The sequence below is a fragment of the Kordiimonas sp. SCSIO 12610 genome, assembly GCF_024398015.1.
GTDB lineage: Bacteria > Pseudomonadota > Alphaproteobacteria > Sphingomonadales > Kordiimonadaceae > CANLMI01.
The window spans coordinates 1,770,638-1,786,183 of sequence record NZ_CP073747.1 but is presented as its reverse complement, the minus strand read 5'-3'; the positions used below and the strand labels follow the sequence as shown (position 1 = coordinate 1,786,183).

Annotated in this window: 17 protein-coding genes; 11 read left to right on the top strand and 6 right to left on the bottom strand. The window is 45.5% G+C overall.

Annotated features, from left to right (window positions below; genetic code table 11):
• Positions 1 to 32 precede the first annotated feature (32 nt).
• Entirely contained in the window at positions 33 to 650 is a 618-nt protein-coding gene (locus KFF44_RS08250; RefSeq protein ID WP_255933272.1) for a DUF4389 domain-containing protein, read from the top strand.
• A gap of 151 nt (positions 651 to 801) precedes the next feature.
• On the opposite strand, the gene KFF44_RS08245 is transcribed toward KFF44_RS08250, so the two are convergent.
• Positions 802 to 1,743, bottom strand: coding sequence for a glycerophosphodiester phosphodiesterase family protein (locus KFF44_RS08245; RefSeq protein ID WP_255933270.1), 942 nt, complete (start codon positions 1,741 to 1,743; stop codon positions 802 to 804).
• Positions 1,744 to 1,924: 181 nt separating this feature from the next.
• Between KFF44_RS08245 and KFF44_RS08240 the strand changes: the two genes are divergently transcribed.
• Both KFF44_RS08240 and KFF44_RS08235 read left to right on the top strand, forming a co-directional pair.
• Entirely contained in the window at positions 1,925 to 2,365 is a 441-nt protein-coding gene (locus KFF44_RS08240; RefSeq protein WP_255933269.1) for a hypothetical protein, read from the top strand.
• Complete coding sequence (locus tag KFF44_RS08235) at positions 2,355 to 3,275, top strand: sterol desaturase family protein (RefSeq protein ID WP_255933268.1); 921 nt, start codon at positions 2,355 to 2,357, stop codon at positions 3,273 to 3,275. The genes KFF44_RS08240 and KFF44_RS08235 overlap by 11 nt, the downstream gene beginning before the upstream one ends.
• A gap of 11 nt (positions 3,276 to 3,286) precedes the next feature.
• Here KFF44_RS08235 and KFF44_RS08230 read toward each other — a convergent pair whose 3' ends face one another.
• Positions 3,287 to 3,487 carry a hypothetical protein gene (locus KFF44_RS08230; RefSeq protein WP_255933267.1) on the bottom strand — a complete coding sequence of 67 codons (201 nt, stop codon included), beginning with the start codon at positions 3,485 to 3,487 and terminating at the stop codon, positions 3,287 to 3,289.
• Between the two features lie 183 nt (positions 3,488 to 3,670).
• Between KFF44_RS08230 and KFF44_RS08225 the strand changes: the two genes are divergently transcribed.
• Positions 3,671 to 4,852 (top strand): acetyl-CoA C-acyltransferase, encoded by a 1,182-nt coding sequence (locus KFF44_RS08225; protein ID WP_255933265.1) that lies wholly within the window; start codon positions 3,671 to 3,673, stop codon positions 4,850 to 4,852.
• Positions 4,853 to 4,889: 37 nt separating this feature from the next.
• A complete protein-coding gene (locus tag KFF44_RS08220; protein WP_255933263.1) occupies positions 4,890 to 6,023 on the top strand; it encodes an acyl-CoA dehydrogenase family protein in 1,134 nt (377 codons plus the stop codon).
• A 2-nt stretch (positions 6,024 to 6,025) separates the two neighbouring features.
• Here KFF44_RS08220 and KFF44_RS08215 read toward each other — a convergent pair whose 3' ends face one another.
• The gene (locus KFF44_RS08215; RefSeq protein WP_255933261.1) at positions 6,026 to 6,850 is read right to left on the bottom strand and encodes a patatin-like phospholipase family protein; all 825 of its coding nucleotides are present in this window, start codon (positions 6,848 to 6,850) and stop codon (positions 6,026 to 6,028) included.
• A 297-nt stretch (positions 6,851 to 7,147) separates the two neighbouring features.
• On the opposite strand from KFF44_RS08215, the gene KFF44_RS08210 reads away from it, so the two are divergent.
• Entirely contained in the window at positions 7,148 to 7,534 is a 387-nt protein-coding gene (locus KFF44_RS08210) for a hypothetical protein (RefSeq protein WP_255933260.1), read from the top strand.
• 242 nt (positions 7,535 to 7,776) lie between these two features.
• Here the strand turns inward: KFF44_RS08210 and KFF44_RS08205 are convergent, their stop codons facing one another.
• Positions 7,777 to 8,244 carry a hypothetical protein gene (locus KFF44_RS08205; protein ID WP_255933258.1) on the bottom strand — a complete coding sequence of 156 codons (468 nt, stop codon included), beginning with the start codon at positions 8,242 to 8,244 and terminating at the stop codon, positions 7,777 to 7,779.
• A 226-nt stretch (positions 8,245 to 8,470) separates the two neighbouring features.
• A complete protein-coding gene (gene ssb / locus KFF44_RS08200) occupies positions 8,471 to 8,995 on the bottom strand; it encodes a single-stranded DNA-binding protein (RefSeq protein WP_255933257.1) in 525 nt (174 codons plus the stop codon).
• Between the two features lie 168 nt (positions 8,996 to 9,163).
• Between ssb and KFF44_RS08195 the strand changes: the two genes are divergently transcribed.
• A complete protein-coding gene (locus tag KFF44_RS08195; protein ID WP_255933256.1) occupies positions 9,164 to 9,700 on the top strand; it encodes a hypothetical protein in 537 nt (178 codons plus the stop codon).
• A 20-nt stretch (positions 9,701 to 9,720) separates the two neighbouring features.
• Here the strand turns inward: KFF44_RS08195 and KFF44_RS08190 are convergent, their stop codons facing one another.
• Entirely contained in the window at positions 9,721 to 10,071 is a 351-nt protein-coding gene (locus KFF44_RS08190) for a 2OG-Fe(II) oxygenase (RefSeq protein WP_255933255.1), read from the bottom strand.
• 81 nt (positions 10,072 to 10,152) lie between these two features.
• Between KFF44_RS08190 and KFF44_RS08185 the strand changes: the two genes are divergently transcribed.
• The 4 genes from KFF44_RS08185 to uvrA all read left to right on the top strand — a co-directional run bounded on the left by KFF44_RS08185 (position 10,153) and on the right by uvrA (position 15,486).
• The gene (locus KFF44_RS08185) at positions 10,153 to 10,527 is read left to right on the top strand and encodes a PadR family transcriptional regulator (RefSeq protein WP_255933253.1); all 375 of its coding nucleotides are present in this window, start codon (positions 10,153 to 10,155) and stop codon (positions 10,525 to 10,527) included.
• Between the two features lie 4 nt (positions 10,528 to 10,531).
• Complete coding sequence (locus tag KFF44_RS08180) at positions 10,532 to 11,092, top strand: hypothetical protein (RefSeq protein ID WP_255933251.1); 561 nt, start codon at positions 10,532 to 10,534, stop codon at positions 11,090 to 11,092.
• Positions 11,093 to 11,235: 143 nt separating this feature from the next.
• Positions 11,236 to 12,411 carry a metallophosphoesterase gene (locus tag KFF44_RS08175; RefSeq protein WP_255933249.1) on the top strand — a complete coding sequence of 392 codons (1,176 nt, stop codon included), beginning with the start codon at positions 11,236 to 11,238 and terminating at the stop codon, positions 12,409 to 12,411.
• Between the two features lie 213 nt (positions 12,412 to 12,624).
• The gene (uvrA, locus tag KFF44_RS08170; protein WP_255933248.1) at positions 12,625 to 15,486 is read left to right on the top strand and encodes an excinuclease ABC subunit UvrA; all 2,862 of its coding nucleotides are present in this window, start codon (positions 12,625 to 12,627) and stop codon (positions 15,484 to 15,486) included.
• The last annotated feature ends 60 nt before the right edge of the window (positions 15,487 to 15,546 follow it).

The window sequence follows — 15,546 nt, the reverse complement described above, 5'->3', positions numbered from 1 at the left end:
ATGGTTAAAGACGATCCGATTAAAGGTGAAATATGAGCGAGGAAACTCAAAAAGAAAATAGTACTACAGATCAAGCGGGAACTGAAAAAAAAGTGACCGCTAAGTCCACTACTAAAAAAGCAGCGCCGCGTAAATCGGCAGCCAAAAAAACCACACAAAGCAGCACGGCAAAGAAAACGACAACCCGTAAAAAGCCTGCTGCGAAAGCCACATCGGCTAAAACAGCGACTAAAAAGTCAACGACAACAACCAAAAAAACAAAAACAACCGCCGAAAAGACAGCGAAACCAGAGGAAAAGGTGGAGACCATGGAAAGTACAACAACAGAGAATAGTGACTTCTCAAAACAAACCGAAGAGACAAAATCAAACGCCTTTAATGAAAGTGAGACAATCAAATTAAACGATCTTAAAGAGAAAGACTGGAGCAACATCCTAACACGTACGTTTTGGATGATTTTGCTGGGTTCTCTTGCCTCACTTGCAATGTGGGTTTGCTTGACGCTTGCGTTGGTTCAGTTGGTTCTCACCGTTATCATGGACAAGCCACAAGAAGATGTTAAAGACATTATGGTGAAACTGGGTGACTTCATCAACCGTGTTGTTAACTATCTGAGTTTCAAGTCAGATGATAATCCACTGAATATTTAATATTGAACTTATACTTTTGCGTTCAATTATATTCTGATCATGGCGGCGTTTAAGCCGCCTTTTTCATAGGTCAACAGCTATGAACAGCAGTTGCACCGATATTCGTAGAACAATGACAAAGGCAATCGCTGTCAAAAACCCTTTCAAAAAATTACTCAAGTCCTGTCACCTTTTCCGCTAGAGTAAATGTATTTACAACCGCTCTCGCTGTATCAGGGAAGTCAGCGAAGACCCCGTCGACGCCCATATTAAAGATCGCCTTCATTTCCTGCGCACTATTCACAAACCCCTTTGGAATCATGTCATCACGAATAGTCCACACATGGACTTTCAACCCCAGATTATGGGCTGTTTTGACAATTGGCGTTGGTCGCCCTTCATCATCCACCAGTAAACCTTTACTGATACCGATACCGTCGATACTGTTTTGCACCAGAGCAAACGGTATATTTTGTTTCATACCACCATTCACTTCGTCTTTAACCTCATACATAAGCATGATGAGTTGAGCCTTGGTTTTTGGTCGCAACTGAACGATGAAATTCGGGTCAAAACACTGAAAGTAAAATGGAATATCGGCAACATCCATCGCCTCAAAAATGGTAAGTAGTTTATCCGTTGGATCTTGGCCTTCATTGATAAACACTTCAGGTTGTTTCATTTCTGGATAAAGGCCAATCACTGTATCATGGGCTTGATTATAGTCGTTAACTAATGACAGAATTTCATCAAATGTTGGGATGCGGTGCGCTTGATTGTGGGATTGATCACGGGATGCAAACGGTTGTTTTGCATATAAGGTCTTTAGTTCCTTCAGCGTAAAATCAAACACATACCAATCCTCTTTGCCGTTAAAGCTACGCTTTCTATCTGCAAATTCAGGATGATCCTTGATGTCTGTTGTTGTTGACAAATAAATATCGTGACGCGCAACAAGATGACCGTCTTTAGTCAACACTAAATCTGGTTCAATATAATCGGCGCCCTGCTCCATTCCTAAACGATAGGCCGCTAACGTATGCTCTGGCAAATATCCGCTTGCGCCGCGATGCGCGATAACAATGGGTGTATCATCCTGTGCATTCAATGGCATTATGTCCCCGTTATAGACAACCATCAATATTAGAACGCATATATTCTTGAACATGATCAATACTCTATTGTTAAATTTGGCTGCAAAGTCTTATAGGTTTCTTCTAACGATAAAGTATGACATATTTTTATCAAGAATTTGATATTGAAACTTTAACTCTTACTCAGAGATAAAAATCGCTATGGATCCAGCACTGATGCAATTACTGCAATCACTTCTAGGAGTGCTTTTTATTTATATATTGGTGCGTTGGCTATTCCCCACAGACGAAAAGCTTGATGCAAAACGCGCTCAGGATAATTTTGTTCGATGCTACCCGGAAACGGCATTGAAAGACATTTTTTTGAGCAAAGATCAAAAATCAGCGATTATCTTGCCTGCCTCGTACCTGGATGGTTTTGGTGTCGTTGAAATCATGGGCGATAAATCCGTTACGAAACTTTTCGCTCTCGAAGATGTGTTAGGAATTGGCATTGAAGACCATAAATTCCGATTTGACTTTAATGATTTCACCATGCCACATATGGACCTTAATTTATCAGAAGACGATCACTCGGGCCTTAAAAACTATTTAGAAGCGTCAGAGCTAACTGCATCAAAGGTAAAGATAAATGCCAATTGATTTGCCAAAACCAACCGAACTAGCAGTGCCATTATTCATTGTGCTAATGCTCATTGAATTGATATACGGCTGGCGCACTGGCAAAGCCCGCTTTGAAGCGAAAGATACCCTTACATCTTTGATAATGGGAACGGGCAGTACGATAGCTGGCGCCCTTAGTGCCACATTTACTTTCGCTTTCGTTTATTGGGTCTGGGATAGTTTTAGACTTTTTGACTGGGGATACGCGTGGTGGGTTTTTGTAGTAGCCTTCGTTCTTGATGACCTCGCCTATTACTGGATCCACCGGATGGGGCACAGGATGCGCTGGATGTGGGCCGCGCATGTGATCCATCATTCGAGCCAACATTATAACCTCAGTACAGCCCTCAGACAGACATGGACAGGAAGCCTGACACCGGGGATATTGTTTAAGCTACCTATTTTCATCCTTGGGATCGATCCGTTAATTGTTGCCTTTGTCGCTGGATTAAACCTGATTTATCAATTCTGGATTCATACAGAAGCCATTGATAAATGCCCTCGCTGGTTCGAATATCTTTTCAATACCCCCAGCCATCACCGCGTTCATCATTCAAACAACCCACAATATCTGGATGCGAATTATGCTGGTGTCCTGATGGTGTGGGACAGAGTTTTCGGGAGTTTCGTTCCCGAAGATAAAGCCGAGCCTTGTCGCTATGGTCTAGTATCCGACCTTGGCACCTTTAACCCGCTTCGTGTTGCCGTACATGAATGGGTCGGTATTTTTAAGGATATGTGGGCAGCCAAAGGTATCAAAAACAAAATCATGTTTCTGATTGCCCCTCCAGGCTGGACCCCCGATGGCAGTCGGTTAACAAGCGAAATGATCAAAGAACGCGCGAAGCGGCTGGAAATGAGCAAAGCTGATCAGGTTGCTGCTGAGTAGTCGAAAAGCTTTTACTCTGTTTTGTCAGTATCGCCTCTATCGTCAATATCATCACGATTTTCTGGTGATAAACGGTCGATCACGATACCAATAATAACTGCAATAATACCGCCAGCTATCGTTTCCAAACTGGCTGTATAGGGTAACCAGTTTCCAATAACTGCCCCAAGTATCAAGCCAACGAACAAATAGAAACCAATTCGAGTTGTCATTTTTTCACTCCAGCAAAATAGTTCAGGATCAGCCAATCAGATAATCTGCCGACTGTATAAGCGGGACAACACATGATCGTCAACGATATGCGGCTATTTAACACTTGCTTATTCTGGGAATTTTGCCAAATTGTCGCCAAAACTGGATAGATTCTATCATATTTTATGAAAAGGAGACAGTTCATGTCTAAAGATCCTATTGTTATCGTCGGTATGGCACGCACCCCAATGGGCGGCCTCTTGGGTGACCTCTCTACAACAGTTGCTTCTGATTTGGGTGCAACAGCGATTAAAGGGGCGCTTGATAGTGCTGGTGTTGACGGCGAAAGCATCGACGAAACGATCATGGGCTGTGTCTTACCTGCTGGCCAAAGTCAGGCCCCTGCCCGTCAGGCTAGCAAGAAAGCTGGTATTCCAGATGCGACAGGCGCCGTTACGATTAATAAAATGTGTGGTTCTGGCATGAAGGCGATGATGCAAGCGCATGATGCGCTCGTTGCGGGGTCTGGCGATGTTATTGTGGCCGGCGGTATGGAAAGCATGTCGCTCGCGCCGCACATTATGCCAACAAGCCGTACAGGCACGAAATACGGTAGCATGCAGGTCCTTGACCATATGGCACTTGATGGCCTTACAGACGCCTACGCTGGCGAGCCAATGGGTGTATTTGCAGAGAAATGTGCCGAACATTATCAGTTTACCCGTGAAGCACAGGACGCATATGCGATTGAATCGCTGAAGCGTGCGCAGCGCGCGATCGAAAATGGTGATTTCGAAGGTGAAGTCGTACCAGTAACCGTAAAATCACGCCGTGGCGACACTGAAATCAGGATCGATGAGCAACCAGGCAAAGCACGCCTTGATAAAATCCCTGGCCTTCGCCCTGCCTTTAAGAAAGACGGCACAGTAACTGCCGCAAATGCTAGCTCTATTTCGGATGGTGCTGCTGCAGTTGTAATGATGCGCGCTTCAGAAGCCGAAAAACGCGGTCTGACACCACTTGCAACCGTAAAAGCGCATTCAAATCACGCACACGAGCCAGAGTGGTTCACAACTGCGCCCGTGAAGGCCGTTGAAAAGGTTTTGGACAAAGCTGGCTGGACCAAGGATGATGTTGACCTATTTGAGCTTAACGAAGCCTTCGCTGTTGTTCCAATGGCAGCCATGCAGGAACTTGGCCTCGATCATGACAAAGTCAATGTAAACGGCGGTGCATGTGCACTTGGCCACCCGATTGGTGCGTCTGGTGCCCGTATCTGTGTGACGCTAATTAATGCCCTTAAAAAACGCGGCCTAAAGCGCGGTGTCGCTAGCCTGTGCATCGGCGGCGGCGAGGCAACAGCGCTTGCCTTAGAAGTTCATTAATCAGCACGCAACCATACAGATCAATCTGGAGCACGTTATGCAGTTAAGCGAAGAACAAAGAATGGTTCAGGATATGGCCCGCTCTTTCGCAGAAGGCCAAATCAAACCAAACGCCGCCTCATGGGAAAAAGCAGGGGAAATTCCTGCTGACTTCCTACAGGAAATGGGGGCACTTGGCTTAATGGGCATGACGGTTCCAGAAGAATGGGACGGCGCGGAAACCGATTATGTTTCCTATGCACTTGCGCTAATTGAAATTGCTGCAGGTGATGGCGGTCTTTCGACCCTGATGAGTGTGAATAATGCGCCGGTTTGCGCCGCTATTCTTCAGAATGGCACAGACGCACAAAAAGAACGCTTTCTAAAACCGCTCGCCAAGGGTGAAATGATTGGCGCTTTCTGCCTTACAGAACCGCAAGCGGGTTCTGACGCCTCTATGTTAGCCACCAAGGCGGAGCGCACGAACAGCGGCTGGAAACTGAACGGCACTAAGCAGTTCATTACATCCGGTAAAATTGGCGGCGTGGCTATTGTTTTTGCGGTTACGGACCCAAGCGCTGGCAAACGCGGTATCTCTGCGTTTTTGGTACCGACGGACACGCCGGGTTATAAGGTCGCAAGCGTTGAACACAAACTTGGTCAGAAATCATCTGATACCTGTCAGATCGTTTTTGAAGACATGGAAATTTCGACAGACCTTCTTTTGGGTGAAGAAGGGGGTGGATATAAAATCGCCCTCGCCAATTTGGAAACAGGCCGTATCGGGATTGCCGCACAGGCGGTTGGTATGGCGAAGGCCGCGTATGAATACGCGCTTGCTTACGCCAAGGAACGCAAGACCTTTGGCAAGGAAATCATCAATCATCAGGCAGTTGGATTTCGCCTTTCAGACATGGCGATCAAACTTCATGCCGCTGAATTAATGGTGTTGGACGCGGCGGCGAAGAAAGATGCAGGTATCCCCTGCCTCAAGGAAGCATGCATGGCAAAAGCCTACGCTAGCGAAGAAGCAGAACGCATTTGCTCTGACGCCATTCAAATCCTTGGTGGTTACGGGTACTTAAGCGAATATCCTGTGGAACGGATATACCGTGATGTCCGCGTTTGCCAAATTTATGAAGGTACGTCAGACATCCAACGCATCGTCATCCAACGCGAACTTATAAAATGATATCATAACTTTATAGAGCGTTGTTCGAGCAAAATCTCAATCTCAGGCAAGACCTCGTCCATTGCCTGAGCGCCGAGCGCAATCAGTTCATTTGCTTTTGTGAAATCACTCGCTTCGATATGACCGATTTTAGGTTCAATAATCACATCAGCCTTCGCCGCTTCGCTTCGTATGCGCCCGAGCGTACTTAGTGTTAAATACAGGCCCGCACGCGCCGTTTTCATCGCGGCAGCCCGTGGTTTTTCCTGTAGAGGGTCAAACCCCATACTTTTCACCCTACCCTGAAAATCAGCTTGCAGGTCAACTGCAATGATGAAATCAGCACCCAGTTCACGCGCAGCCTCTACCGGCACAGGGTCAACCACCCCGCCATCAATTAACATCATACGGTTGGTGTCAACTGGAGGCAAAACTCCGGGAACCGCCGATGATGCGCGGATCGCGGTCACCACATCACCCTGATCCATAACAACGCGCTCACCCGTGTATACATCAGCCGCGATAGCTGCGAACGGAATATCAAGGCTTTCGATGGTGTGGTTACCGAAATGACGGCGCATTTCCTTTTCGATTTTACCGGCCCCAAGGATGCTGCCTTTCTTGAAACTGAACTCACCCATCATCAGGATTTCCTTGATGGTGATATCGCGCGCGATTTCTTCCAGATCATCAAGCTTGCCAGCGGCAATCGACGCCCCAACAATAGAGCCTATACTGGTACCAGCGACGACATCGATATGAATTCCAGCATGCTCAAGCACGCGGAAGGCGCCAATATGCGCCCATCCAAGCCCTGCACCACCCCCAAGAACCAAACCAATTTTCACGTAAGACACTCCCTGTCATTTTATCTTATTGAATATAGTTGGGTATCTGTTGGGATGATACAAGCCTATTTAATTCAGAAAGGTGACTAGATAATTTAATTTAGTATGAAAAATTAAGTCTACGATTAATTAAAGTAGATACCCGTATCAAAGTATTGAATGGCATTTATTACCCTAGCTTTTCTTGAACAGCATAAGAGTATGACTTAAACTACCCACGAGCAAAAATAATTAGAGAATGGTTATCATTTAACTGAAAGTTAGATTTAAATTATTAACTAGGAACAGGCAGCACACTTGAGATTTTTAGTTTTTTTACAACGCGTTATGATAATAATATGCTGTACAGACTGCCAAATAAAGAAAGCAGACGATAGCACTAATTTTATGAGCTATGATGAATGCAGTTCATCGAGTTATTGTTATCTCAATGGTGTTTTGAATGTAACACAAGTCAATCATGTTCGTATGGGACACTTATTGGGTGAAGATGGCAAATGCATAAATGTATCTATCCCCAAGAAACTTATCAAACAAATCGAAAAATACGGACCAATGAAGATGCAAATAGAAGGCAGAGTGTTTCCGGGAAGCGAATGGGATGAAACTATTAAAACGCTGGAAGTAAACGGCCGTCGTGTTGGGGTTAGTCAGTGTGGTGATTTTTATGTTTTTGTAGAATAAGAGTTTTTCGAACTAAAATTTGCCCATAACAAAACATGAAACAATCTACATACTCACCACGCAAAATAAAAATACTAATTCACATTAACTTTATCATCAAACCACATGGAAATACCCAATATTGCCAGCTATTTAACTATCAAACAATTACATTTAAAGACTTATGCAATCCTTAGAATGCTGTTCCTTCTATCAAGTCGCTACCAACATCTTAGCGTATTTAGTCCCACAAAATTCTCTAGTCACTGCGGCAAAACTAAACAATCGTCCTCTAAATATGAAACGCTGTTGTCAAACAAACCCTCTATTTCTTCTTTAACAATCGTTTCCTTAGATAAACAAGCAAGCCTCTTAATATCTCGCCAATCTACAACTATATATTCTCCGTGTTCGTTTTTATTAATTAGAAGAATATATTCTCTATCTTTCTTCAGCGATCCTTTATGTACAGCTATAATCTTAGCCGTTAATCTTTTATGGGGAAAATCACCATCAAGAACCTCTTGAATATGGAATTTGGCTGAATAAACGCCCCCAACATATAAATCCTCACTATTTTGATTTTCAGGTAAGTCACCTTCAAGCATTAAAAATTTGAGCTCCAAAGGATTGGCAATAACTAAAAATTTGTCAGTATTACTAGGTATGCTATTCGCTTCCGGAAGTAGTATGGACCAAATTATCGTAAAAATTATCAACAATCTTTTCATCGTGGTTTCCCAAAAAGCCTATATCACCAATTCCCAAGGCAAAATACTTAGCTATACAACAACTTACCTCTGTTTATGATTATAGATCACATCATCATCAAAGAAAAAAAATACAAAAATAGCCCACACTTTATCTATCAAGCGTGGGCTACCAATATAGGTTTGATGACAATTATTTAATTGGTTTATCTTGGCTAAACCGCAACATTACTATTGTCGCTACAAGTTAAAATGGAATCTCATCATCAAGGTCGTTACCACCACCGAAACCGCCGGACTGACCACCGCCTTGATTTCCACCACCAAAGCCGCCGCCCTGGTTACCGCCAGATGATCCACCAAAATCATTACCGCCGCCGTAGCCGCCCTGATCACCGCCATAGCCACCGTCATTGCCACCGCGACCACCCAGCATCGTTAATTCACCGCGGTAACGCTGTAGAACGATTTCTGTTGTGTATTTTTCCATGCCTGACTGATCAGTCCATTTGCGGGTTTGAAGTGCGCCTTCCAAGTACACAGTTGACCCTTTTTTCAGGTAATTTTGCGCGACCTTAGCCAGCGCCTCATTGAAAATAACAACACGGTGCCACTCTGTGCGCTCACGGCGCTCACCAGTATTTCGATCTTTCCATGTATCGCTGGTGGCAATCGACAGATTCACGACAGGAGAGCCGTCCTGCATGGTTCTAACCTCTGGATCACGCCCCAGATTTCCAACCAAAATTACCTTATTTACACTACCAGCCATGTTGAGTTCCCTTGATCTTTTATTCGATTTTGACCCTAACGAGTCACTTTATGAGACTTTAAAGCACATTTATCGCGGCTGTGAAACCATTAGTCTCAAATAGTTTTCAAGCGGGCATTTTACCCTGCAGGCTACGTTCTATTACAGGTATTTTGATGGGGAGATATCATGAAACCGCTTGGCATTACTATTCTATTGTTGGTGATCGCTGCCTTTTTAGGCAGTCAAGCCCTCTATGCACAACAATCACCACCGCCAAACCCATGCGAGGCCGATGAGAATTTCCGTGCCTTTGATTTTTGGCTTGGGAAATGGAATGTCTCCGTTAAATCAACCGGGCAAAACGCAGGCGTAAACACTATTACGGTTATTGAGGATGGTTGTGCCCTTTTGGAGCAATGGCAAAGTGCAAATGGGACCACAGGCCAAAGCATAAATTATTATAACCCCAATACAGAAAAATGGCGACAGGTCTGGGTTGCCAGAGGATATTCGATTGATATGGTCGGCGGCATGAAAGACGGCTCCATGGAACTCGTAGGCACCATTTCATACTATGGCAATAAAACCGACGCGCAGATAAAAGGCATTTGGACACCAAACGATGATGGAACCGTTCGCCAGCATTTCCTTCAATATAACAAGGAAACTGAAACCTGGGATGATTGGTTCGATGGTACCTACAAGAGGGTAGCAGAGGATTAAACTCTGCTACCGCGTATATTTCATCGTGCTCTATGCCAAGGGTCCTGACTGCCAGCTTTCGCTGAATACATAACATCAGTTCGAAGTACAAACTTTTCACCTGATATTACTGGTTCACCTTTGTGACTTATCGGATGAAAAAATAAAAGCGCCTTGCCAGCCTGCGGCGTAATAGCGAAATCGTCAAATAGCAACGGTGAACCCCAATCACAAAACGTGATATCACCACCTTCAAAGCCGTCATTCAAATAGAACATTAAGGTAAAAAGGCTGCGCTCTCCATTTGGCCGCATAAAGGCACCATCCATATGCCAATCAAACTGCTGGCCTTTTCTATAACGATAATATCGAAAACGCTTACGAGATTTCATGAAAACAAAAAAACTCACATCACACTATTGTACAACACTATACCTTGCACTACATAGTATATTACAAAGCAAGGATACGTTATGAAAACCCAAGTTACGACAGATACAAAATGGGATGTGCAATTAAGAAAGGGCACGCTCGAGCTTGTTGTTCTGGCTGCCCTGAAAGACCGAAGGCTATATGGTCTGGAAATTCTTAATCTTTTGCATTCCCTCGATACCATGAAAATTACCGAAGGAACGCTGTATCCGCTTCTGGATCGACTGAAGCGGGACGGCGTTGTTACGGCAGAATGGCAACAGAACGGCGATGAACGCCCACGTAAATACTATCAATTAACAGAAAGCGGTGCGGATAAGCTTGAAAGCCTAACAAACCGATGGCGCAAATCCGTTCAGGATATCGAATGCCTTTTGAAGAATAATCCACAGAATAATGATAGCAAGAGAGGGTAACCTTATGACACAGCGTGATAAAATTCATGATTACCTCACAACATTATCAACCTACCTCGCGCGGTTAGAGAAAACAGACAGTGACGAGGTTATAAAAGAAATAGAAAGCCATATTTATGATGCCCTCGACGCGCAAGGTTATAGAGAGGGCGATAAAGCGGATATTGACGCTATATTAGACGGCTTTGGAACGCCGCGTGACCTTGCCTCCTCATACGTGGATCATATCCTCTCGGGCAGCCCACCGCCAAAAGGGTTCCGTGCTATCCAAAGCGTCAAAAAAGGTGCCAGCAAGGGCCTTTATTATGCGACTGCTATATTTGGATATATGATTTCTGCAATTTTAGTCTTCCTTGCGCTCTATAAACCTTTCGCACCAGACGCTGTAGGCCTTTGGTCGGACGGTAGCGGTAATTCCTTTGTCATCGGGATTATTGATGGTGGCCCGGAGGGGACAACTGATCTTTTGGGATGGTGGTTAATTCCAGCCTTCATCGCTGTCGGCATTGCCTGCGCATATTTTACCAAGCGTCTGCTTTCGGCCTTAAAACTCAATATTCAATAAACTACACCGATCCACAAACAATCCAAAACAACTTGATGCCATGCGTGGCATCAAACCCAGAAATGCGGCCAAATTACAATGAAAGAACACAATGAACATGGCCCGAGTTACGACATATAAATATTAAATCAGAGGATAAAACTATGGTGTCGCTGATACTAACGAACCTAAAACATTTTCTTATAACAAGCCTGATACTATTGTTGGTGGGGGTTGCTGTTATTGTTTCAATCGGCGGGCATATTGGCCTTGCTGAAAGTACCCTCGCCTACAAAATCGGTAATGAGGGGCCACATGTTTTCTATCAAGAAAACGGCCTTATGGCAGAGACTATTCGAGGGGGACGTGACGATGGCTTTTATATTGAAAAACACTTTGTTAAAACAGGCGATACCCTCAAAACCTCAGTTCACTTCCCGCTGGATGGAAGTGAATTCGATATAGAAATTGCCGATAATTTTTCGACGCCCGAAACTGTATATGATGATGATCAAGCCATTGTCGCAATCTCTGATATTGAAGGCAACTACCGTGCATTTCGTGACTTTTTAATTGCTCATGATGTTGTTGACACAGATCTTAATTGGGCATTTGGGCGCGGCCACCTTGTTCTTGTTGGGGATTTTGTCGACCGTGGTTCATCAACCACGCAAGTTCTATGGCTCATTTATAAACTTGAACAGGAAGCCCGCGCCGCTGGTGGCAACGTCCATTTCATTTTAGGCAATCATGAAATCAAGAATTTACAGGGCAATTTTCAGAGTGCCGCAGACAAATATTTCTATGTCGCTGGTGCGCTTGGGAAACCTCAGTATGAACTTTTTAGCGATAATTCGTTTTTAGGCCGCTGGATGGCAAGCAAAAATACGGCTGAGCGGATCAATGGCATTCTCTTTATGCATGGAGGCATCCACCCGGATTTGAGCAACATGGATTATACACTTGACGATTTGAACCAGATTGTTCGCGCAAATTACCGTAAGGTGTTCATGCCGTGGCGCGAGGCCGGCAAGGAAAACATCTTAATGGATACACGGAATGGTCCATCCTGGTACCGTGGTTACTTTAAAAGTGACCTATCGCAGGCAATTGTTGACGCAGGGCTCGCAAAATTTGAGGCGAAAGCGATCGTAGTCGGTCATCAACCACAATGGTCTGTCAGGGCCTTATATGACAAGAAGGTATTTGCGATTGATGTCCATCATCCAGATGATTATTCAGGAAGTTTCCCAACCAAGAGTTCAGAAGGCTTATTGATCTCGAGCGACGGCAAATTTATGAGGTTAACCGAGGACGGGGGTCGTCATACCTTAAATTAATTATACCTAAAGTCCTGTCACACGCTCTGGGCCATGAAATTCATGTAAGAATATCGTGGCCCTGATTGTGATCAGGCAAATATGAACAGGTAAAAATGTTCTTTTTTTGTTCTCGCGCTATTGTTACCATCAATTCCCTTGACTCACATCTATATTAAGGCCACTTCAGTATACAAAATATCTGGTGGTAAATTTGCGAAGGAATGATTTCAGATGTTAACTGAAATTTCAGTACGCGGCGCGCGTGAACATAACTTAAAGTCAGTGAATGTCGACATTCCGCGCGATAAGCTTGTGGTGATCACCGGCCTGTCTGGCTCTGGCAAATCCTCACTCGCCTTCGACACAATATACGCTGAAGGCCAACGCCGGTACGTAGAAAGCCTGAGTGCTTACGCTCGTCAGTTCCTTGAAATGATGCAAAAGCCTGATGTTGATCATATTGAAGGCCTATCGCCAGCAATTTCGATTGAACAGAAAACAACCAGCAAAAACCCACGTTCAACTGTTGGCACTGTTACCGAAATCTATGACTATATGCGGCTCTTGTGGGCGAGGATTGGTGTGCCCTATTCTCCTGCAACTGGGCTCCCGATCGAAAGTCAAACCGTTAGCCAGATGGTTGACCGGATTATGGAGCTGGGCGAAGGAACGCGACTTTATTTGCTCGCCCCTATCGTTCGGGGCCGCAAGGGCGAATACCGGAAGGAATTTGTGGAACTTCAGAAACGTGGTTTTCAGCGCGTTAAGGTAGACGGTGAATTTTACCTGATTGAAGATGTTCCTGCGCTTAATAAAAAGCTCAAACACGATATTGAAGTTGTTGTTGATCGGTTGGTTTTAAAAGAAGGTTTGGAACAACGCTTGGCCGAAAGCGTAGAGACCGCCCTTGACCTAACGGATGGCCTAATGGTTGTTGAGCTCGCGGTAAAAGGCGATGATGAGGCAGAGCGCCATCTGATGTCCGCAAAATTCGCCTGCCCTGTATCAGGTTTCACTATCGAAGAAATCGAACCAAGGCTGTTTTCTTTCAACAACCCTTTTGGCGCCTGCCCGGAATGTGACGGCCTTGGTAGCAAGCTTTATTTTGATCCAGAACTCAGTGTACCCGATAAATCAAAATCAATTCGTCAGGGTGCAATTGCACCGTGGTCAAACAAATCACAAAACCCCTCACCTTTCTATTTCCAGGCGCTGGAAGCCGTTGCCAAACATTACGACGTTACGGTTGATACCCCGTGGAAAGATATCCCTTCAAAGGCGCAAGATGCCTTTTTGTTTGGTACAGGCAGCGAAGATATCTCAATCATATACGCGGACGGCAAACGCAAGTTTGAGGTCAACAAGCCATTTGAGGGTGTAATTAATAACATTGAACGGCGCTGGCGCGAAACCGACAGCAACTGGATGCGTGACGAGTTATCCAAATACCAGTCCTCAACATCCTGCACCAAATGCGGCGGCGCCCGCCTGAAGGAGGAAGCGCTCGCGGTTAAGATTAATAGCCGTCATGTTAGCGAGATCACAGCCCTTTCCGTCAAAGGCGCATATGAATGGTTCAGCGCGCTCCCTGAAAAGCTAACCGGTCAACAAAATGCTATTGCTGACAAGGTCCTCAAGGAAATTCAGGAACGTCTTGGCTTTTTGGTAAACGTTGGCCTTGATTACCTTTCGCTCTCGCGGTCCAGCGGCACATTATCGGGCGGCGAGAGCCAACGTATCCGCCTTGCTTCCCAAATCGGTTCGGGCCTCACGGGCGTGCTTTATGTTCTTGATGAGCCCTCAATTGGCCTCCATCAGCGTGATAATGATCGATTGTTAGAGACGCTCACCAATCTGCGTGATCAGGGAAACACTGTTCTTGTTGTCGAGCATGATGAAGATGCCGTTCGCACCGCCGATTATGTGATCGACATGGGACCCGGTGCTGGCGAGCACGGCGGTACTGTCGTCGCAGAAGGCACGCCCAACGATATTATGAAATCAGCCGAGAGCCTGACAGGTCAGTATCTAACGGGTGTGAAATCTGTTCCCATCCCAGCTGCACGTCGCAAGGGCCATAAGGGCAAGAAAATCACGGTTAAGGGGGCGACTTCAAATAACCTGAAGAATGTCTCAGGTTCTATCCCGCTTGGCACACTAACGTGCATTACGGGCGTTTCAGGGTCCGGCAAATCCACCTTCACCATCGAAACGCTTTATAAAGCCGTTGCCCGTGATTTGAATAAAGCGCGCGCCATCCCCGGCAAGCATAAATCAATCGAAGGGTTGGAACATTTAGACAAGATCGTTGATATCGACCAAAGCCCAATCGGGCGCACACCGCGCTCCAACCCCGCGACCTATACTGGCGCCTTCACACCAATCCGTGAATGGTTTGCTGGCCTACCCGAGGCGCAGGCGCGCGGATACAAACCCGGTCGTTTTTCCTTCAACGTTAAAGGGGGGCGTTGTGAGGCCTGTCAGGGCGACGGTGTAATCAAGATTGAGATGCATTTCCTTCCCGATGTGTATGTGGAATGCGATCAGTGTAAGGGCAAACGCTATAACCGTGAAACGTTGGAAATTAAATTTAAGGACAAATCCATCGCTGATGTTCTCGATATGACCGTTGAGGAAGGCGTGAAATTCTTCAAGGCTGTTCCTGCCATTCGCCACAAGTTCGAAATGCTGGAACGGGTTGGCCTTTCCTACATTCGTGTTGGCCAGCAAGCCACCACCCTATCGGGCGGTGAAGCCCAGCGGGTGAAGCTCGCGAAAGAATTGTCAAAACGGTCCACAGGAAAAACCCTCTATATCCTTGATGAACCAACTACAGGCCTGCATTTCGAGGATGTCAGGAAACTAATGGAGGTATTGGATGCCCTCGTTGACCAAGGCAATACGGTTATCGTTATTGAACATAACCTCGAAGTAATCAAAACAGCGGACTGGATTTTGGACCTCGGACCCGAGGGTGGTGACGGCGGCGGTGAAATCGTCGCGACAGGAACACCTGAGCTGGTTGCCAAAATTGAGCGGAGTTATACGGGCAAGTATCTAGCCCCTATTCTCGAACGGCAAGCAGCAGAATAGCACCTTTCAATTATCCTACCCCCCTCCATTCATCTGGCCTTCATTTGAAGGCCGGAATTA

Excerpts from the sequence above, each read along its gene's own strand:
- KFF44_RS08230 (WP_255933267.1), bottom strand. The coding sequence starts at position 3,487 with ATGACAACTCGAATTGGTTTCTATTTGTTCGTTGGCTTGATACTTGGG.
- KFF44_RS08225 (WP_255933265.1), top strand. The coding sequence starts at position 3,671 with ATGTCTAAAGATCCTATTGTTATCGTCGGTATGGCACGCACCCCAATG.
- ssb (WP_255933257.1), bottom strand. The coding sequence starts at position 8,995 with ATGGCTGGTAGTGTAAATAAGGTAATTTTGGTTGGAAATCTGGGGCGT.
- KFF44_RS08235 (WP_255933268.1), top strand. The coding sequence starts at position 2,355 with ATGCCAATTGATTTGCCAAAACCAACCGAACTAGCAGTGCCATTATTC.
- KFF44_RS08245 (WP_255933270.1), bottom strand. The coding sequence starts at position 1,743 with ATGCCATTGAATGCACAGGATGATACACCCATTGTTATCGCGCATCGC.
- KFF44_RS08195 (WP_255933256.1), top strand. The coding sequence starts at position 9,164 with ATGAAACCGCTTGGCATTACTATTCTATTGTTGGTGATCGCTGCCTTT.
- KFF44_RS08190 (WP_255933255.1), bottom strand. The coding sequence starts at position 10,071 with ATGAAATCTCGTAAGCGTTTTCGATATTATCGTTATAGAAAAGGCCAG.
- KFF44_RS08220 (WP_255933263.1), top strand. The coding sequence starts at position 4,890 with ATGCAGTTAAGCGAAGAACAAAGAATGGTTCAGGATATGGCCCGCTCT.
- KFF44_RS08180 (WP_255933251.1), top strand. The coding sequence starts at position 10,532 with ATGACACAGCGTGATAAAATTCATGATTACCTCACAACATTATCAACC.
- KFF44_RS08250 (WP_255933272.1), top strand. The coding sequence starts at position 33 with ATGAGCGAGGAAACTCAAAAAGAAAATAGTACTACAGATCAAGCGGGA.
- uvrA (WP_255933248.1), top strand. The coding sequence starts at position 12,625 with ATGTTAACTGAAATTTCAGTACGCGGCGCGCGTGAACATAACTTAAAG.
- KFF44_RS08205 (WP_255933258.1), bottom strand. The coding sequence starts at position 8,244 with ATGAAAAGATTGTTGATAATTTTTACGATAATTTGGTCCATACTACTT.
- KFF44_RS08240 (WP_255933269.1), top strand. The coding sequence starts at position 1,925 with ATGGATCCAGCACTGATGCAATTACTGCAATCACTTCTAGGAGTGCTT.
- KFF44_RS08185 (WP_255933253.1), top strand. The coding sequence starts at position 10,153 with ATGAAAACCCAAGTTACGACAGATACAAAATGGGATGTGCAATTAAGA.
- KFF44_RS08175 (WP_255933249.1), top strand. The coding sequence starts at position 11,236 with ATGGTGTCGCTGATACTAACGAACCTAAAACATTTTCTTATAACAAGC.